The sequence below is a fragment of the Streptomyces sp. NPDC059169 genome, assembly GCF_042755225.1.
Classification (GTDB): Bacteria; Actinomycetota; Actinomycetes; order Streptomycetales; family Streptomycetaceae; genus Streptomyces.
In genome coordinates this window covers 381,244-399,354 of the sequence record NZ_JBHZCF010000001.1, presented here as the reverse complement: position 1 = coordinate 399,354, position 18,111 = coordinate 381,244, and the positions used below count along the sequence as shown (strand labels likewise).

Sequence of the window (18,111 nt, the reverse complement as noted above, 5' to 3'; positions counted from 1 at the left end):
CGCGATGCGCACGCCCGGGTGCTCCTCGCCGCCTCGGGGTCACACCCAACCCGCGCGCTGGGAGATCCGTATGGCGTCGACCCGGTTGCGTGCCCCGGTCTTGCGGGTGATCGCCGACATGTAGTTGCGGATGGTGCCCGGCGACAGGTGGAGACTGCAGGCGATCTCCGGGACGGACGCACCGTCGGCGGCCAGCTTCAGCACGCTCAACTCTCGTGCTGTCAGGGGCATTTCGGTGGCCTGGAGGAAGCCGAAGGCGAGCGAGGCGTCGATGAACCGCTCGCCCGCGGCGACCCGTCGGATGCCGTCGAGTAATCGCTGGGGCCCGGAGTCCTTGCTGACGTACCCGTGGGCTCCCGTGTCGTAGGCGCGGCGCAGCGGGCCGGGCTTCGAGCCGCTCCCGAGCACGAGCAGTGCGGCACCCTTCCCGGTCATGCGCCGGGCGAGTTCGGCCATCGTGCCGATCCTGGTCGAGCCCGGGCAGTCGACGTCCACGACGCAGACGTGCGGGCGCAGTTCCTGTGCCCGTCCAGAGGCGCCCGACCACGAAGTCGACACGACCTCCAGATCACGCTCCTTTCTGAGCAGCGCAGCAAGCGCCGACCGCACCAGGCTCGTGTCGTGCACCAGCAGGACCCGTATCAAACCCGTCCCCTCCCCGCACGTGCCCGGCCGGTGGTCCACCGAACACTTCCCGTCAACTCCTCCAAGCCGTTTCCCCGCTCGCGGCGCAGGTACTCGGTCAGCGGGAGGTAGGGGAGCGCACGGCGTGGCAGGAGTGCGCTCCTGCGTGCGCATGGGTGCCGCCGTGCGCCCGCGCCGCTCGCGCATGCCCGGCGCGTCCCCGGGCAAACGGGCGCACCCCCGGATACGTCTCCCGCCGGCGATCACGGGAGCGGTCCCCGGCGCGGCCGGCGGGACGGGTCCGGAGCCGTCGAGCGGACGCGAGCAGTGCGCACCGGAGCGGTCGTCCGCGATCGGGGCTCGCGGCGGTTTCCTGCTCGCCCTCCGGCTGTCGAACGTCTTCCGCCCCGCAGGTCTACGCCCCAGGTCTACGCCCCGCAGGGCCGCCGGCTGCCCGGGCACGCCGTCGAGTCAGGCGCCCCGTCCGCTCCGAAGGCGCCTCCAACCCGGCGGATGCGCACGTGGGTTGGGGAGGGGACGGTGACGGAGGCCGCGCGGTGGGACGCGCCCGCCCGCTTCGGTGCGGGCCGGTCGTCAACCCGGCTCAACCGGGGGCTGGTTACCCGGCGACAGGGAAAGCGTCCGGGCGCCCGGCTCATCCGCCCGGGAGGAACTGGGGGCCGTAGGTCTCCTCGGTGCCGGGGATCGGGATCTCCATCAGCGCCACGGCTGGAGTCTCCAGCCTCTGCATGCGCCGCACCGACACGTGCAGGCTGCGCCGGTCGCCCTCTCTCCACGCGGTGTCGAGTCCCTCCAGGAGCCCCGTGTAGGTGCAGTCGAAGTCGTCGAGGAGTCGCTGGGCCTCGGCGGGCGGTCGATGCCATCCGCCCGCGGGCACCCTGGCCATGGGGCGCGCATCGGGGAACGGCACCCGAGGTCCGGTGAAGTGCCATTCGCCGTCGGTCTCGCGCAGCTGGCGGCCGTAGTAGATCTCGGCGAAGGCGTAGTAGTGGGCCACGTGACCGTCTCCCTGGCCATCGGCCGGTGACGTCGCGGTGCCTTCCCCCTGGTCTTTGATGATGTCGATCGAACGCTCGACGTCCTCGGGGGTCCGGGCCGGCCTGAGCAGGTTCTCTCCGATGCGGTGGTGCATCTGTCGGTGCCCCGATAGGTCCGGCGCCACGGCCCGGAACGCCTTCAGCAACTCCTCGTAGAAGAGGCCGATGCTGAGGGGGTCGTGCGCGCTTCCGGTGAGCGGTGCCGCGGGCGCCTCAATGGCCATCATGACGTCCCGAACGAGCGGCTTGCTCAAGCCGGCCAGGTACACGTCGACGCCTGGATGCACCCCGCCGGGCAACGGGCCGGGGTACTCGGGTGCCGATTCCCTGATCCGTGGCCGTCCTCCCAGGCCCGCCAGCAGGTTGCAGACGATGCCGAAGTGGTACATCTCGTCGAGGACGATGCGCTGGATCAGCCGTGCGGCAGCAGACCTCCGGTTCTTGACGGACCACCAGCCGCACAGGTACGGCGGGATGGTGGAGAACTCGATTTGTACGGCGACCTGAAGCGCTGACCTGAGCCAATCGACGTCGCGGTTCGCCTCGGGGACGGCGACCAGGCGGGCGGCCGCACCGTGCTGCGGCGCGGCATGCCGACCAGGTCCCGGTTGCCCCGCCGTGTGCGCGCACGAGGCGAGCGACATCGGCGCGCCGGCCGCCAGCGCAGCCGAAGCCAGGAGACTGCGACGTCGCACGGGGGGACCAGGCTCTCCCTCGGCAGCTCCTCTCGTATGCGCCACCGCAGCCTCCCAACGTGCCGGCAGTACCGGGCCTCGGTTCGAGCTCGGTGCGCGAAACTAGCAATCCTGCTCGGCATCGCCGGGGTGCCCGCACCGAACGACGCGACCTCCCATGCGATCGGCCGACGCCAGGGAACTCGGGGGTGACTGCATCCGACTACGTGCGGGGCGGCCTTTCGACGCACGCGCCGATCCGTCGTCGGCGGGGCGGCACCCGCTGGCCCGTACCGGCTGTCGATGAGGCAGAGTCCGCGTCTGCGCTCCACGAGGGCTGCGTATCCGCAGGGTGGTGCGTCCAGCCCGAAGGTGGGGAGTGTTTCCGATCGCTCGCGAACAGCGACTATCCGAGCGCTATCGGTCAGACGGCGAAAGCGGGACCTCTCCGTCCTTACATGACCTCAAGATCGACCGTGATGGAGAAGGGTGCAGTGGCCTTCACCGTGCCGGTGAACATCTCGCCGTCCCTGTAAGCCCTGGTGGCGGGGTCGAGGACGTAGGTGTAGACGATCGGGACCCCGGTGGCGGCCTGCTCGACCCGCCAGTAGAAGGGGATGCCGGCCTTGGCGTACTGGTCCACCTTCACGATCCGGTCGGTGGTCTCCGAACCGGGCGACACGACCTCGACGACCAGGAGCACATGCTCGGGGCGGGTAGGTGTGAGGTCGATGGTCTCCGCCCGGTAGACGATGACGTCAGGGCGACGGTTGGTGAGCGGAACGTCCTGCAGGCGGACGTCGAAGTCCGTGTCCGCGTTCCAGTCAGGGCCTGCAGCTGCGTCCAGGGAGTTGGCCAGGATCCGCGCCAGCCGGCCCAGCCGTTTGGAGGCGCTCGGACTCACGACGACCATCCCGTCCACGATCTCGATGCCGGCGCACTGCTCCTCGGACCAGGAGTCGTACTGCTCCGCGCTGATCTGCGTGTGCATCCACGCGGGCGCCACCATCTCGGCGGCCATGGTGTACCTCCTTCGAGGATTCGAGGAGCCTCGGCGGGTCCAGCGCTGCTGCGCCCAGCCCACTGTTCCGCGGTGCCGGACCGCCCGACTCGGACGAACGCCGGAAAAGTCCGACACCCACCCCGAGGGAGAGGAGCCGCCCGCCACGTGATGGCCCACAAGTGCAATGCGGCCAAGCGAGGCGGGCGCGTGAGGGTTTCACCCGGTCGCGCCAGGCGCTGTGAGAGGCTGGGCCGCATGAACCGGCTGGCTGGTGTGACCTCGCCTTATCTGCTTCAGCACGCTGACAATCCGGTCGACTGGTGGCCCTGGACGCCGGAGGCGTTCGAGGAAGCCCGGCGGCGCGACGTCCCCGTGTTCCTGAGCGTCGGCTACAGCGCCTGTCACTGGTGCCACGTCATGGCCCACGAGTCGTTCGAAGACGACGCCACCGCCGCGTACCTGAACGAGCACTTCGTGCCCGTCAAGGTGGACCGTGAGGAGCGGCCCGATGTGGACGCGGTCTACATGGAGGCCGTGCAGGCGGCCACCGGGCAGGGCGGCTGGCCCATGTCCGTGTTCATGACGCCGGACGGGGAGCCCTTCTACTTCGGCACGTACTTCCCGCCCGAGGCCCGCCACGGCATGCCGTCCTTCCGCCAAGTGCTCGACGGCGTGCACAACGCCTGGACGAGCCGGCGGGACGAGGTGGGAGAGGTCGCGGGGAAGATCACTCGGGACCTTGCCGAGCGCGAGCTGAGTATCGGGGATGCCGAGATGCCCACCGAGGAGACCCAGGCCCTGGCACTCCTCCAACTGACCCGGGACATCGATCCTTCGACCGGCTGGTTCGAGGGGGACACCAAGTTCCCGCCGTCGATGGTGATCGAGTTCCTGTTGCGCCACCACGCACGGGCCGGTTCCGTGGGGGCGCTGGAGATGTCGGAGGGGCTGTGCGGCGCGATGGCCCGTTCGAGCCTGTACGACCAGGTGGGGGGCGGGTTCCACCGGTACGTCCTCACGCCGAGGGCTGGTGGACCACTGGTCCCCCACTTCGAGAAGATGCTGTACGACAACGCGCTGCTCTGCCGGGCGTACGCCCACCTGTGGCGGGTCACGGGCAGCGACCTCGCCCGGCGGGTGGCCCTGGAGACCGCCGACTTCATGGTGCGCGAGCTGCGGACGCCGGAGGGCGGCTACGCGTCGGCGCTCGACGCGGACAGCGACGCGGGCGACGGCACGCACGAGGAGGGGGCGTTCTACGTATGGACGCCCGCACAGCTGACCCAGGTGTTGGGCGAGGGCGACGCCGCCTTCGCCGCACGGTACTTCGGGGTGACCGAGGAGGGGACCTTCGAGGGGGGCGCCTCCGTGCTCAGGCTCCCGCAGGACGCGGGCCCGGCCGACGCCGAGCGGGTCGCGCGCATCAAGGAGCGGCTGGCGGCTGCGCGGGAGGAACGGCCGAGGCCCGGGCGGGACGACAAGATCGTCGCCGCGTGGAACGGACTCGCGGTCGCCGCGCTCGCCGAGGCCGGTGGGTTCTTCGACCGGCCGGACCTGGTGGAGCGGGCGACCGAGGCCGCCGACCTGCTCGTACGGCTGCACATGGACGACGGCGCCCGGCTGGCCCGTACGTCCAGGGACGGCCGCAGGGGGACCCACGCCGGAGTGCTGGAGGACTACGGGGACGTCGCCGAGGGCTTCCTCACGCTCGCGTCCGTCACCGGCGAGGGCGCGTGGCTGGAGTTCGCAGGCTTCCTGCTGGACATCGTCCTGGAGAAGTTCACCGGTCCCGCAGGCCAGTTGTACGACACCGCCCATGACGCCGAGCAGTTGATCCGGCGGCCCCAGGACCCAACGGACAATGCCGCCCCGTCCGGTTGGACCGCGGCCGCCGGCGCACTGCTCTCGTACGCGGCGCACACCGGGTCACAGACCCACCGCACCGCTGCGGAGCAGTCGTTGGGCGTGGTGAAGGCGCTGGGCCCGCGTGTGCCCCGGTTCGTCGGTTGGGGGCTGGCCGTCGCCGAGGCGGTGCTCGACGGACCGCGGGAGGTCGCGGTCGTGGGGCCGCAGGACGACCGGGGCGCCCGGGAACTGCACCGGACGGCGCTGCTGGGGACGGCCCCGGGGGCCGTGGTCGCCGCCGGCCGACCGGACAGTGGGGAGTTCCCGCTGCTTCAGGACCGTCCGCTGGTGGACGGCCGGCCCGCGGCGTACGTTTGCCGGCACTTCGTGTGCACTGCGCCGGTCACCGATGCGGATTCCTTGCAGGAGCAGTTGAGGCCCGGCGGCTGACCGGTGCCCACTGGTCCGGCCCGCATCGGGGCGCCGTGAGCTCCCGACGGGCCGTGCTGCTCCGGGGGCGGTTCTCGGTGCCGCGCCCCGACGTCCGGATGCGCCCGGGCCGACCCGGTGGACGAGGCGCGCGATGAGGTGATGCGGGGTCGGTGACGGGCCCCTTGATCCATCACCGTGCGGGCCCGCTCCCCAGCGCGTCGAGGGCGTGTTCCAGGAGCACGACCAGGTCGTCGTGCCGGTCGTGCTCCGCCCAGTGGACCGTCGCTTCGAACAGGGCGCCGAGCACGGCGGTGGTGACGACCCGCACCGCCAGGTCGTCCGGAGCCCGGCCGCTGCGTTCTGCGAGGACCCGGGAGAGCCGCCGGGAGGTCGCGGTCGCGATCTCGGCTGCCCGGGCGCGCACGGCAGGCACCGTCACCAGCAGCAGGGCGCGCCGTGCCACCTCCTCGCGTGCGTCTTCCAGGGCGGCCCCTACCGCCCGGGTGAGGGTGGACCGCAGGGCTTCCAGCGGTGGTTCACCGGCGGGCCGCTCCCGGAGCGCCGTCTCCACGGCCGCCACCGCGCCGGCACCGTCTGCCAGGACGATGTCCTCCTTGGTGGGGAAGTAGCGGAAGACGGTGGAGGGGGAGACCTCGGCGGCCGCTGCGATCTGCTCGACGGTGGTCGCTTCGTACCCTTGTTCGTCGATCAGTCGGTGAGCGGCCCTGCGGATGACGGTGCGGGTCCTGAGCTTCTTGCGTTCCCGCAGGCCCAACGGCGGCTGATGCGTATCGGGGGACGTCTGCGGTGCGGCGGCCATGATCGCCATTGTCCGGCACCGCCCGCTCGTCAGGGCCCTGTGGGGGCGTCGTCGGCTGCCCCGCGCGCCCCTACCCCAACTCCGCGGCCCTGCTCCCGGCCGAGGCCATGCCGAGCCAGGTGTGCGGATTCCCCTCCCAGCACCAGCCGAGCTTCGGTGCCTTGTTGCTGATCCAGAGTGCGGGGACCCTGCGGTCACCGCACCGCGAACCGCCCAGGGAGAAGCACTTGTTCTTGACCAGCACCTGCGGGAAGTGCGTGAGGAGGGCGATGCCTTCCTCGATGGTGAGGAGGGTGCGGTCCCTCGCGGCGACGGTCTTCATGGCGTCGTTCGGCACGACTCCGCAGAACTCCTCACCGCGCTCGACGTCGAAGAGCAGGTACGCGTCCCGGCGGGGGAGCCGGACCTCCTCGGTGGTGACGAACCGTTCGAGGGCACCGGGTTCGAAGGAGCGGTCGACGAACCCGGGCAGTTGGCCGCCGTGGAGGACGGTCCGTGGCATCGTCATCTCGATCGGCGCCAGGGTCCGGGTGACGACCAACACGAACGACACCCTGCCCGTACCGGGATCGCACGGGCCGCCCCCGGCCGCCACGGCGAGGGCGCGCAGCGGGGCGAGCGCGGAGCCGAACCGCTCCGGGGCGAGGCCGGCGAACGCCGGGTACCCGAGGTCGGTCAGGGTGCGGACCTGGCGGTCGAACTCGGCCCCCGCGTCGAAGGACGTCGTCACGGTCAAGTGGGTGCCTTTCGTCGTGCGCGGCTCGGGGGCCGCGGGGGTCCGGCGGTGTGGTCCGGCGGCTGGTGCTCCGGTGCGGCCGTCGACCGCCCGGGATCGTGCGGGTGCCGTGCGGACGGGGACGTTCGGCAACGAGCCTCCGTGGGTGCGGGCGCGCGGAACGGACGAGGAGGCGTCAACGTTCCAGCGCTAAAACTTACAACGAATATAAAAATACGCAGAGCGTACGTCGGGTGTCAAGGTAAAAGTATGTCGAGGGTAAGATCTGCTCATGGGTATCGAGCCGAACGCCATGGCTGACGCCGCGGCCATGGGCCTGCGCGAGGCCAAGAAGCGCGAGACGCGCCAACTGATCTCCGACCACGCGACCCGGCTCTTCATGGAGCAGGGCTTCGAACGCACCACCATCGCCGAGATCGCCGACGCCGCCCGTGTCGCCAAGAAGACCGTGACCAACTACTTCCCGCGCAAGGAGGACCTGGCGCTCGACCACCAGGACCGGTTCGTCGCGAGCCTGGCCGCGGCCGTCGCCGTCCGGGAGCCCGGTGAGTCGGCGTTCTCGGCACTGCGCCGGGCCTGCCTGTCGGCGGTCGCCGCGCAGGACCCGGTCACCGGTTTCGCGGGGCTGGAGTTCAGTCGCATGGTCGCGGAGAGCCCCACGCTCTCGGTATGTCTGCGCACTCTGCACGACCGGCGCGAGGACGCCCTCGCCGCCGCTCTCGCCGAAGCCACCGGGACCTCGCCCGCCGACGTCGTCCCGCGAACGGCCGCCGCCCTGCTCGGTGGCGTGCACCGGGTCCTGTTCCAGCGGATCCAGGACCTCACCCTGGCGGGTCGCGGCAACGCGGAGATCGCCGCGGTCCTCGAAGGGGAGGTATCCCGGGCGTTCGCCCTCCTGGAGCCCGCTCTGGCCGACTACGCCCGGGCGTAGTCACGCGGCCCCCGGATGCCTCCCGGGCACAAGCGGCGGCGGTGTCGGCGCACCACTTCGGCCCTCACGATCCCGTGGGGCGCGCGTACCGGACCGTCGCGATCCGGGCGCGACGGCCTGCCCGTCCGCGCGGGGCCCGCTGCTCGTGGCTGCGGCCCCCCTGGCGCCGTCCCCGGCGCGGCTCCGTGACGCCTCGCGACCCGGCGCCGGATGGGAGCCGGTCGGCGCCGTGGGCGTCGTACCGCTCAGGAGTGCTGGTAGGCCACCAGGGAGATCCCCACGTAGTGGACGACGAAGGCGGCCAACGTGAAGGAGTGGAAGACCTCGTGGAAGCCGAACCACCGGGGTGAGGGGTTCGGGCGCTTGATCCCGTAGATCACGCCGCCCGCGCTGTAGAGCAGCCCGCCGACGATGACCAGCACGAGTACCGCGATGCCGCCCTTGCGCATGAAGTCGGGCAGGAAGAACACCGCCGCCCAGCCCATCGCGATGTAGCACGGCGTGTAGAGCCAGCGCGGGGCGCCGACCCAGAACACCCGGAAGGCGATCCCCGCCACCGCTGCCGCCCAGACCGCCCACAGGAGTACCCGCCCGGTGGAGTCGGGGAGGAGGAGCAGCGTCAGCGGGGTATACGTACCGGCGATGATCAGGAAGATGTTCGCGTGGTCGAGCCGGCGCAGTACGGCAGTGGCGCGTGGACCCCAATCGCCCCGGTGGTAGAGGGCGCTCACTCCGAAGAGCAGGCAGGCGGTGAGCACGTAGATGCCGCACGCGACCCGGCCGCGCGTCGAATCCGCGAGTGCCGTCAGGACGATTCCCGCAACGAGTACCGCAGGAAACATGCCGGCGTGCAGCCACCCCCGCAGCCTCGGCTTCAGTGGCAGCGGTTCCGACTCGGTCACATCAGGCGCGGCTGCGTTCATGGCGGAATGCTACCTACGCGCCCGTAGGCAAAACCCCCGAGTGGTGATGCTCACGTGAGAGGTCCTCTGGACATATGGGCAGATGGCACGGATGATCAGATGAGTACGGTCGGCACCGGATGAGCGGCTACGAAGCATCCGGGTCGTAGCCCCCACGGGGCAACAAACTTCAAACCCCTCATTTAGGAGCAATCGTGGCGCGCGACATCGCGGCTCCCAGCAGCGTCCCCACCAACCACCAGGAACTCATCGCCTGGGTCGACGAGATCGCAGCCATCACGCAGCCGGACAGGATCGTCTGGTGCGACGGCTCCGAGGCCGAGTACGACCGCCTGTGCGAGGAGCTCGTCGCCAAGGGCACGTTCAAGAAGCTGGACCCGATCAAGCGCCCGAACTCCTACTACGCGGCCTCCGACCCGACCGACGTGGCGCGCGTCGAGGACCGCACCTTCATCTGCTCCGAGAAGGAGGAGGACGCCGGCCCGACCAACCACTGGAAGGCCCCGGCGGAGATGAAGAAGATCTTCACCGGTGAGCCCGGTGCGGACGCCTCCAAGGCCGAAGGCTCCGAGGGGATATTCCGCGGCTCGATGAAGGGCCGCACGATGTACGTCGTACCGTTCTGCATGGGGCCGCTCGGCTCGCCCCTGTCCGCGCTCGGCGTTGAGATCACCGACTCCGCGTACGTCGCGGTCTCCATGCGCACCATGACCCGCATGGGCCAGGCCGTCCTCGACGAACTCGGCTCCGACGGCTTCTTCGTGAAGGCCGTTCACACGCTGGGCGCGCCGCTCGCCGAGGGCGAGGCGGACGTCCCGTGGCCCTGCAACTCGACCAAGTACATCTCGCACTTCCCGGAGACCCGCGAGATCTGGTCGTACGGCTCCGGCTACGGCGGCAACGCCCTGCTCGGCAAGAAGTGCTACGCCCTGCGCATCGCCTCCGTCATGGCGCGCGACGAGGGCTGGCTCGCCGAGCACATGCTCATCCTGAAGCTGACTCCGCCACAGGGCGAGCCCAAGTACGTGGCCGCTGCCTTCCCGTCCGCCTGCGGCAAGACCAACCTCGCCATGCTGGAGCCCACCATCTCCGGCTGGACGGTGGAGACGATCGGCGACGACATCGCCTGGATGCGCTTCGGCGAGGACGGTCGCCTGTACGCGATCAACCCCGAGGCCGGCTTCTTCGGTGTCGCGCCCGGCACCGGTGAGCACACCAACGCCAATGCCATGAAGACCCTGTGGGGCAATGCGGTCTTCACCAACGTGGCGCTCACCGACGACAACGACATCTGGTGGGAGGGCATGACGGAGGAGACCCCCGCCCACCTCACCGACTGGAAGGGCAACGACTGGACGCCGGAGTCCGGCACCCCGGCCGCCCACCCGAACGCCCGCTTCACGGTCCCGGCCGCGCAGTGCCCGATCGCCGCCCCGGAGTGGGAGGACCCCAAGGGAGTGCCGATCTCGGCGATCCTCTTCGGTGGCCGCCGCGCCTCGGCCGTCCCGCTGGTGACCGAGTCCTTCGACTGGCAGCACGGTGTCTTCCTCGGAGCGAACGTCGCTTCCGAGAAGACCGCCGCTGCCGAGGGAAAGGTGGGCGAACTGCGCCGCGACCCGTTCGCGATGCTGCCGTTCTGCGGCTACAACATGGGCGACTACATGGCCCACTGGATCAAGGTCGGCCAGGCAGCGGACGCCTCGAAGCTCCCGAAGATCTACTACGTGAACTGGTTCCGCAAGAACGACGCGGGCAAGTTCGTCTGGCCGGGCTTCGGCGAGAACAGCCGCGTCCTGAAGTGGATCGTGGAGCGACTCGAGGGCAAGGCCGAGGGCGTCGAGACCGCGATCGGCATCCTGCCGACGAAGGAGAGCCTGGACACCGACGGCCTGGAGCTGGCCGAGGAGGACCTGGACTTCCTGCTCAAGGTCGACGCCGACGTGTGGCGCGAAGAGGCCGCCCTGGTGCCCGAGCACCTCAACACCTTCGGTGACCACACCCCGAAGGAGCTGTGGGAGGAGTACCGCGCACTGGTCGCCCGACTGGGCTGAACACCCACTCGGAGTCGAGGCCGGGGCCCGCACCGTACAACGGCGTACGGAGCGGGCCCCGGCCCGTCTCCGCTGTGTGCGGCCCGCGGCCCGTGGACGCACGGGTGTCGTGCCCGGGAGATCCCCGGCACGACACGGTGCTTGCACGGGAGGGCCATGGTCGGCCGTCGCGCTCGCCCGGCGAGCTCAACGGATGAGCGGCATCGGCCCGACGGAGGTACACGTCGGCGTGCCAGAGGAATGCCGTCCAGGGGGGTGCTTAGCATCGCGCGCACGTACACGTGCTGATTGGTGATGCTGTGAAGCCGTCCATGTGCCTCTGCATGATCGTGAAGAATGAGTCCGGCGTCATCGAACGGTGCCTGGCGTCAGTGCGCGACCTGATCTCCTACTGGGTGATCTCCGACACCGGTTCCACCGACGGGACCCAGGAGCTCATCCGTTCGGCACTGGCGGGCGTTCCGGGGGAGCTGCACGAGGAGCCCTGGGAGAACTTCGGCCACAACCGGAGCCTGAACATCAGTCATGCGCGGGGGAAGGCCGACTACCTGCTGCTGCTCGACGCCGACCTCGTGATCAGGAAGAACGGGCCCCTCCCGCCGTTGACGGGTGATGCGTACATGCTGCGGCACGCGGGTGAGATGGAGTACCGCATCAAGCGGTTGGTCCGGGGGGACATCCACTGGCGTTACGAAGGCGTCACCCACGAGTACCTCACCACGGACGAACCGGCCGGTCAGGAGAGCCTCGACGCCCTGTTCATCGAGGACTTCGCCGACGGGGGGTCGCGTCACGACAAGTTCGAGCGCGACGCACGCCTGTTGAGCGCCGAGCTGGAGCGGGACCCGGACAACGCCCGGACCGTCTTCTACCTCGCCCAGACGATGCGAGACATGGGTCGGGCTCCGGAAGCCGTCGACCTCTACCAGCGCCGCGCCGACATGGGGGGCTGGGAGGAGGAGGTCTACTACTCGCTGCTTCAGGTGGGCGTCCTGAAGGCCGATACCGGGGACTGGCCCGGTGGGATGGACGCCCTGGTGAAGGCATGGGAGTCACGTCCGGGACGTTTGGAAGCCTGCTACGAGCTGGCCGCGCGGTTGCGCAACCAGGGGCGCCATCATGCGGCGCACGCCTTCGCCCGGGCCGGGCTCGGCAGGCCGGTCCCGGACGACCTGCTGTTCGTCACCCCCTGGGTGTACCGCTGGGGTTTGCTGTTCGAGTACTCGATCAGCGCCTACGGGGTGGGCGACTGGGCGGGGTCGCTCCAGGCGTGCGACCGTCTGCTGGCCCTGCCGGGCCTTCCCGAGGCCCACCGGTTGCAGGCGCTCGCCAACCGGGAGTTCGCCGTCCGGCGCCTCTCCGCGGTCCTCAAGCCGGCGCGTTCCGCACCGGGGCGGGCGAGCCGCGGCGGAGCGGTGAAGTCCAAGGCCCGAGGAAGGAAGCGGGGGTAGGGGTACCACCCGGTGGCGCGGTGCGGCCGACCCGTCCGAGAGCCACGGGTTGGCACCCGGTCCGCGCGCCTCCACGGCCCGCGGACCGGGGCCGTCAGGGGGCGCCGATCAGCTGCGCGTCGCGCAGGGCGGCGGTGTGCGCGTCCATGCACTCGGCCGCGAGGATCGCGGCGGCGGTGTCGGCGCGCGACGCGGCCACCACCAGGGCTCGTCCGGCGAGCGCGAGGGCACGCTCGTGGAGCTCTGCGGCGGAGCCGCTGTTCAGCCCCGCGCGGCGCACGGGCGGTGCACCGCGCAGCCGGGCCACCTGCTCGGCGATGCGCTCGCCGGCGGCGTCGAGCCCGAGCTCGTCGGTGACGGTGAGGAGGGCCGCGAGATGGCCTGCGAGCTGGATGTCCAGCTCTTCCTCGCGACTGCGGTGCGGGAAGTCGCGCGCATCGGCCTCACCGGCCGTCGAGTGGACCGACTTCGAGCGGATCGGTTCGTACATGGGACGGCCCTTCTGCAATAGCTCTGGGACCATCCTAGCTTGGATTTCGTCTAAAGTTGAGTGCAGTCCGAAGATTTCCGGGTCAGGGCTGGCTGTACCCGTCGAGGAAGGTCCCGATGCGGGTGACCGCGTCCGCGAGGTCCTTGGTGTTCGGCAGCGTGACGATCCGGAAGTGATCGGGCTCGTGCCAGTTGAAGCCGGTCCCGTGGACGACCATGATCTTCTCGGCGCGCAGCAGGTCGAGCACCATCTGGCGGTCGTCCTTGATCTTGTAGACGTCCGGGTCGAGGCGGGGGAACAGGTAGAGCGCGCCCTTCGGCTTCACGCACGTCACGCCGGGGATCTGCGTCAGTAGCTCGTACGCCACGTCCCGCTGCTCCAGCAGCCGGCCGCCGGGCAGCACCAGGTCCTCGATCGACTGTCGACCCTGCAGTGCGGCCGCCACGGCGTGCTGGGCCGGCATGTTCGCGCAGAGGCGCATGTTCGCCAGGATCGTCAAGCCCTCGATGTACGAGGCAGCGTGTGCCTTCGGGCCGCAGACCGCGAGCCAGCCGCTGCGGTAGCCGGCGATCCGGTAGTTCTTCGACATCCCGTTGAACGTCAGGACCAGCAGGTCGGGCGCGATGGTCGAGGTCGGCGTGTGGGTGACCCCGTCGTAGAGGATCTTGTCGTAGATCTCGTCCGAGCAGACGACCAGGTTGTGGCGGCGGGCGATCTCGGTGAGGCCCCGGAGTACCTCGTCGTCGTAGACCGCGCCGGTCGGGTTGTTCGGGTTGATGATCACCAGCGCCTTGGTGCGGTCGGTGATCTTCCGCTCGATGTCGGCGAGGTCCGGCATCCACTCGGACTGCTCGTCGCACCGGTAGTGCACGGCCGTCCCGCCCGCGAGCGACACGGCCGCCGTCCAGAGCGGGTAGTCGGGTGCCGGTACGAGCACCTCGTCGCCGTCGTCGAGCAGCGCCTGCATCGACATCTGGATCAGCTCGGAGACGCCGTTGCCGAGGTAGACGTCCTCGACCGACAGGGGGATGCCCTTGGTCTCGTAGTGGCTCACGATCGCGCGGCGTGCGCTGAGCAGGCCCTTCGCGTCGCCGTAGCCGTGGGCGTCGCCCAGGTTGCGCAGCACGTCCTCGAGGATCGCCGGCGGGCACTCGAAGCCGAAGGCGGCGGGATTGCCGGTGTTCAGCTTCAGGATGCGGTGACCTGCGGCTTCAAGCCGCATCGCCTCATCGAGCACCGGGCCCCGGATCTCGTAACAGACGTTGGCGAGCTTGGTCGACTGGATCACCTGCATGTTCAGGAGCTTACGGCCGCCCGGGTCGGGTCGCTTCGTGTTTTGGGACACGTCGCCCGCAGGGGTGGCGGTCCGCCGTGTTCACGACGGTGCATCATTAGCTCGTATGTTCGGTTTTCTGGTTACTCTGGAGCCATGACGGCCGTCCACCTGCAGGGTTCGCTCTTCGACCAGAACGACGAGATCCGCCTCGATCCACTGGCGGACGTCCGCAGGACCGTCCTCGGCGACGGCGCGTGGCTCGACGCGCTGGACTGTTGGCTGCACGGCGCGGACGCATTGTTCGAGGCATTGGCCGACTCCGTTCCCTGGCGGGCCGAGCGGCGCCAGATGTACGAGCGGGAGGTGGACGTGCCGCGGCTGCTCGCCCACTACCGGGAAGGCGACGCCCTCCCGCACCCCGTCCTCGCCGAAGCCAGGCACGCGCTCTCCGTCCACTACGCGGCCGAACTCGGCGAGCGGTTCGTCACCGCGGGCCTCTGCTACTACCGCGACGGCCACGACAGCGTCGCCTGGCACGGCGACACCATCGGACGCGGATCCCGGGAGGACACGATGGTCGCCATCCTCTCCGTCGGCGCCCCGCGCGACCTGGTGCTCCGGCCGCGGGGCGGGGGCGCCCGCGTCCGCAGACCCCTCGGGCATGGTGACCTCGTCGTGATGGGCGGGTCCTGCCAGCGCACCTGGGAGCACGCCGTGCCGAAGACAGCGCGGGCGGTGGGGCCCCGGATCAGCGTCCAGTTCCGGCCCCGCGGGGTGAACTGACCCGAGACGGCCGGAGTCGACGGCCCGGGGCGCGACGCCGCGGGAGCCGGACGCCCCGGCCGCCATTCGGCCGCACGCGGGTTGCCCGCAGGACCGGATCGCGTTCGTATCGGGACGAAAGCCCCTCGATGCAGGCGGACGCTCATGGACGTCCCGGCGAAGGGACGACCCGTGCACATATCCGGGACCGCGGTGGGCCGCCTGTGCCGGGCGGCCGCCAGCGCCGCGGCGATGGTCTGCCTGGCATCCGTGACGGGATCCGGCCCCGCCCGGGTCGCCCGTCCGGGCCCCTTCTCGGGCCCACCCCCGCCACCGCTGTCCTGGAGCCCGTGCCCGAACGCACCAGGATTCGACTGCGCGACCGCCACGGTGCCGCTCGACTACCGCAGGCCCGCGGCGCGCACCATCGAACTGGCCGTCATCAGGCGCAGGGCGACAGGCCCCGGACGCACCGTCGGCACCCTCTTCTTCAATCCCGGTGGTCCGGGCGGGGCGGGCACCAAGGCGCTCCCCCTCGTCTACGAGGCGATCCCCGCAGAGGTGCGCGGACGGTTCGACGTCGTCAGCTGGGACCCCCGGGGCGTGGGGGACAGTACCGCCGTCCGCTGCTTCGACACCCCGCAGGAAGCCATCGACTTCCAGCGGCGGCTCCCGGTCGGCTTCCCGGTGGGCGAGGCAGAACGGACGACCTGGATCACGGCGCAGGAGGAACTCGGCCGGCGGTGCGCGCAGCGCGACCCCGAACTGCTGCGGCACGTCTCCACGGCCGACACCGCCCGCGACCTCGACCGCCTGCGCCGGGCCGTGGGCGACCCCCGGCTCAACTATCTCGGCATCTCGTACGGCACGTTCCTCGGGGCCGTCTACGCCAACCTCTTCCCCGCCCAGGTCCGCGCCATGGTCCTCGACGCCAACATCGACCCCCGGGCCTGGGTCGACCACGGTTTCCGCACCGACCCGCGCCTGACCACCTTCCAGCGCACCAGCGCCGACCTCGGCTCGGCCGCCACGCTCCGGCAGTTCCTCGACCTGTGCGGACGCAGCCCCACGGGCCGGTGCGCCTTCTCCGCCGGAAGCCCGGCCGCCACCCGCGGCAAGTTCGACCGGCTCATGCGGCGCCTGCAGACCGCTCCGCAGGGGGCCTGGACCTATGGCAGGACCGTCGGGACCGTCGTCGACAACCTGTACGCCGTCAATCCCCAGTGGACCTCACTGGCCACCGCCCTGCAGGACCTGTGGCAGTACCGCGAGCCGGAGACCCCCGCCCCACAGGAGGGCCCGCCCCCGTATCCCGGTTACGAACAGATCGAGGCGATCCGCTGCGCAGAGAGCCCGAACCCCCGCGATCCGCGGCTCTACCCAGCCCTGGAGGAATTCGGCTACGCCCGCTCCGGTGACGTCGGACGGGTGGCGGCGTGGGCGACCGAGGCGTGCGCCACCTGGCCCGTGACGGCCGCCGATCCGTACACGGGCCCGTGGGACCGTCCCACCGCCCGCCCCGTGCTCGTGGTCAACAACACCTACGACCCGGCCACCCCCTACCAGGGCGCCGTGGCCCTGGCCCGCGAACTCGGGGACGCCCGGCTGCTCACCGTCGACGGTTACGGACACGCCGCGCTGACCAATCCGAGCTCCTGCGCCGACGCCTACGAGAGCCGCTACCTCGTCGACGGGGTGCTGCCGAAGGCCGGAACGGTCTGCCGTCCGGACGAGGCCCCGTTCACACACCCCAGGCCGCGGGGCGGACTCGACACCGGCGGGGGAGGGAAGGCCGGCCACCTCCCCGGAGTCCTCCGCAGCGGCCGCACAGTCGTCCGGCGGGCGTGAACCCGGGCCCTCCGACGGCGGGTTCGTCCGACGGTGCGCCGATTACCCTGGCCGGCATGACGATGTGCAAGGCCGTCCGGTTGAGTGTCGACGCGATGGTCGAGGACCTCAGGTCACTGGTCGACGTCGAGTCCCCTTCGCGTGACCTCGATGCCCTGGCCGCCTCGGCCGAGGCCGTCGCCGCCGTCATCGAGAGCCGCCTCGGAGGGCGGGCGGTCCTCCTGGAGGGCACGGGCGGGACCCACGTCCACTGGTCGGGAGGCGGTGATCCGCAGGTCCTCGTCCTCGGTCACCACGACACGGTGTTCCCGCTCGGTACCCTGGAGCGCCGCCCTTTCACGGTGGCGGACGGGCGGGTGACGGGCCCGGGGGTCTTCGACATGCTGGGCGGTCTGGTGCAGGCCGTCCACGGACTCGCGACGCTCGACGACCGGTCGGGAGTCGAGATCCTGGTCACGGCAGACGAAGAGGTCGGCTCCGGTTCATCCCGGCCCCTGATCGAGGAACGCGCCCTCGCCTGCGGCGCCGTGCTCGTGGTCGAAGGCGCTGCCGACGGCGGAGCGGTGAAGACCGGCCGCAAGGGTTGCGGCACCTTCCGGGTCCGCGTCACGGGGTGCGCCTCGCACGCCGGACTCGAACCCGAGGCCGGGGTCAACGCGCTGGTCGAAGCGGCGCACCAGGTGCTCGCCATCGCGGCGCTCGGCCGGCCCGAGGTCGGTACGACCGTCACCCCGACCGTCGCGTCCGCAGGAACGCTGGACAACGTCGTTCCCGCGGAGGCGACCGTCGTCGTCGACGTCCGGGTGGAATCGGCCGACGAGAAGGAACGGGTCGAAGCCGCCTTCGCCGCGCTGTCCCCGCACCTCGACGGGGCGGAGATCGTGGTTGAAGGGGCCGTCGGCCGTCCCCCGATGCCCGAGTCCGCGTCGGCCCGGCTCTTCGCGCTGGCCGAGCAACTTCTTCCAGGGCTGGAGGGCGAGGCGGTCGGTGGCGGGAGCGACGGCAACTTCACGGCCGCACTGGGGGTGCCGACGCTCGACGGACTCGGGGCGGTCGGGGGTGGCGCCCACGCGGACCACGAGTACCTGGTGGTCGGGGCGATGGTCGAGCGGGCGCACCTGATCGCGGGACTGGTGGACGAGATCAGCCGCCGGTAGGAGAACGGTCCGCCGACGTGGCCCCACGCC

Annotated in this window: 15 protein-coding genes; 7 read left to right on the top strand and 8 right to left on the bottom strand. The window is 70.8% G+C overall.

Features of this window, described 5'->3' with window-relative positions:
- Positions 1-39: 39 nt before the first annotated feature.
- From ACFXOM_RS01770 to ACFXOM_RS01760, 3 genes are all read right to left on the bottom strand, one after another.
- Positions 40-645 carry a response regulator transcription factor gene (locus tag ACFXOM_RS01770; RefSeq protein WP_384932950.1) on the bottom strand — a complete coding sequence of 202 codons (606 nt, stop codon included), beginning with the start codon at positions 643-645 and terminating at the stop codon, positions 40-42.
- A 634-nt stretch (positions 646-1,279) separates the two neighbouring features.
- On the bottom strand, positions 1,280-2,377 hold the full coding sequence (locus ACFXOM_RS01765; protein WP_384932947.1) for a ferritin-like protein: 1,098 nt from the start codon (positions 2,375-2,377) through the stop codon (positions 1,280-1,282).
- Between the two features lie 433 nt (positions 2,378-2,810).
- Positions 2,811-3,377, bottom strand: coding sequence for a Uma2 family endonuclease (locus tag ACFXOM_RS01760; protein WP_385036737.1), 567 nt, complete (start codon positions 3,375-3,377; stop codon positions 2,811-2,813).
- A 237-nt stretch (positions 3,378-3,614) separates the two neighbouring features.
- Between ACFXOM_RS01760 and ACFXOM_RS01755 the strand changes: the two genes are divergently transcribed.
- Entirely contained in the window at positions 3,615-5,654 is a 2,040-nt protein-coding gene (locus ACFXOM_RS01755; RefSeq protein ID WP_385036735.1) for a thioredoxin domain-containing protein, read from the top strand.
- Positions 5,655-5,826: 172 nt separating this feature from the next.
- On the opposite strand, the gene ACFXOM_RS01750 is transcribed toward ACFXOM_RS01755, so the two are convergent.
- Positions 5,827-6,456, bottom strand: a complete 630-nt coding sequence (locus tag ACFXOM_RS01750; RefSeq protein ID WP_384932942.1) for a TetR/AcrR family transcriptional regulator — start codon at positions 6,454-6,456, stop codon at positions 5,827-5,829.
- 70 nt (positions 6,457-6,526) lie between these two features.
- A complete protein-coding gene (locus tag ACFXOM_RS01745; RefSeq protein ID WP_384932939.1) occupies positions 6,527-7,186 on the bottom strand; it encodes a DUF5701 family protein in 660 nt (219 codons plus the stop codon).
- A 277-nt stretch (positions 7,187-7,463) separates the two neighbouring features.
- On the opposite strand from ACFXOM_RS01745, the gene ACFXOM_RS01740 reads away from it, so the two are divergent.
- On the top strand, positions 7,464-8,123 hold the full coding sequence (locus ACFXOM_RS01740) for a TetR/AcrR family transcriptional regulator (protein ID WP_384932936.1): 660 nt from the start codon (positions 7,464-7,466) through the stop codon (positions 8,121-8,123).
- A gap of 245 nt (positions 8,124-8,368) precedes the next feature.
- Here the strand turns inward: ACFXOM_RS01740 and ACFXOM_RS01735 are convergent, their stop codons facing one another.
- On the bottom strand, positions 8,369-9,046 hold the full coding sequence (locus ACFXOM_RS01735; RefSeq protein ID WP_384932934.1) for a hemolysin III family protein: 678 nt from the start codon (positions 9,044-9,046) through the stop codon (positions 8,369-8,371).
- A gap of 194 nt (positions 9,047-9,240) precedes the next feature.
- Here ACFXOM_RS01735 and ACFXOM_RS01730 point away from each other — a divergent pair, with 194 nt between their 5' ends.
- Positions 9,241-11,097: a phosphoenolpyruvate carboxykinase (GTP) gene (locus ACFXOM_RS01730; protein WP_384932931.1), complete on the top strand. Its 1,857-nt coding sequence runs from the start codon at positions 9,241-9,243 to the stop codon at positions 11,095-11,097.
- A gap of 323 nt (positions 11,098-11,420) precedes the next feature.
- On the top strand, positions 11,421-12,548 hold the full coding sequence (locus tag ACFXOM_RS01725; protein ID WP_384946001.1) for a glycosyltransferase: 1,128 nt from the start codon (positions 11,421-11,423) through the stop codon (positions 12,546-12,548).
- Between the two features lie 94 nt (positions 12,549-12,642).
- Here ACFXOM_RS01725 and ACFXOM_RS01720 read toward each other — a convergent pair whose 3' ends face one another.
- Both ACFXOM_RS01720 and ACFXOM_RS01715 read right to left on the bottom strand, forming a co-directional pair.
- The gene (locus ACFXOM_RS01720) at positions 12,643-13,038 is read right to left on the bottom strand and encodes a hypothetical protein (protein WP_384932927.1); all 396 of its coding nucleotides are present in this window, start codon (positions 13,036-13,038) and stop codon (positions 12,643-12,645) included.
- Positions 13,039-13,120: 82 nt separating this feature from the next.
- Complete coding sequence (locus tag ACFXOM_RS01715; protein WP_384932924.1) at positions 13,121-14,332, bottom strand: pyridoxal phosphate-dependent aminotransferase; 1,212 nt, start codon at positions 14,330-14,332, stop codon at positions 13,121-13,123.
- 135 nt (positions 14,333-14,467) lie between these two features.
- Between ACFXOM_RS01715 and ACFXOM_RS01710 the strand changes: the two genes are divergently transcribed.
- From ACFXOM_RS01710 to ACFXOM_RS01700, 3 genes are all read left to right on the top strand, one after another.
- The gene (locus tag ACFXOM_RS01710) at positions 14,468-15,097 is read left to right on the top strand and encodes an alpha-ketoglutarate-dependent dioxygenase AlkB (RefSeq protein WP_384945999.1); all 630 of its coding nucleotides are present in this window, start codon (positions 14,468-14,470) and stop codon (positions 15,095-15,097) included.
- 171 nt (positions 15,098-15,268) lie between these two features.
- The gene (locus ACFXOM_RS01705) at positions 15,269-16,924 is read left to right on the top strand and encodes an alpha/beta hydrolase (RefSeq protein WP_384932918.1); all 1,656 of its coding nucleotides are present in this window, start codon (positions 15,269-15,271) and stop codon (positions 16,922-16,924) included.
- Positions 16,925-16,980: 56 nt separating this feature from the next.
- A complete protein-coding gene (locus ACFXOM_RS01700) occupies positions 16,981-18,081 on the top strand; it encodes a M20 family metallopeptidase (RefSeq protein ID WP_384932915.1) in 1,101 nt (366 codons plus the stop codon).
- The last annotated feature ends 30 nt before the right edge of the window (positions 18,082-18,111 follow it).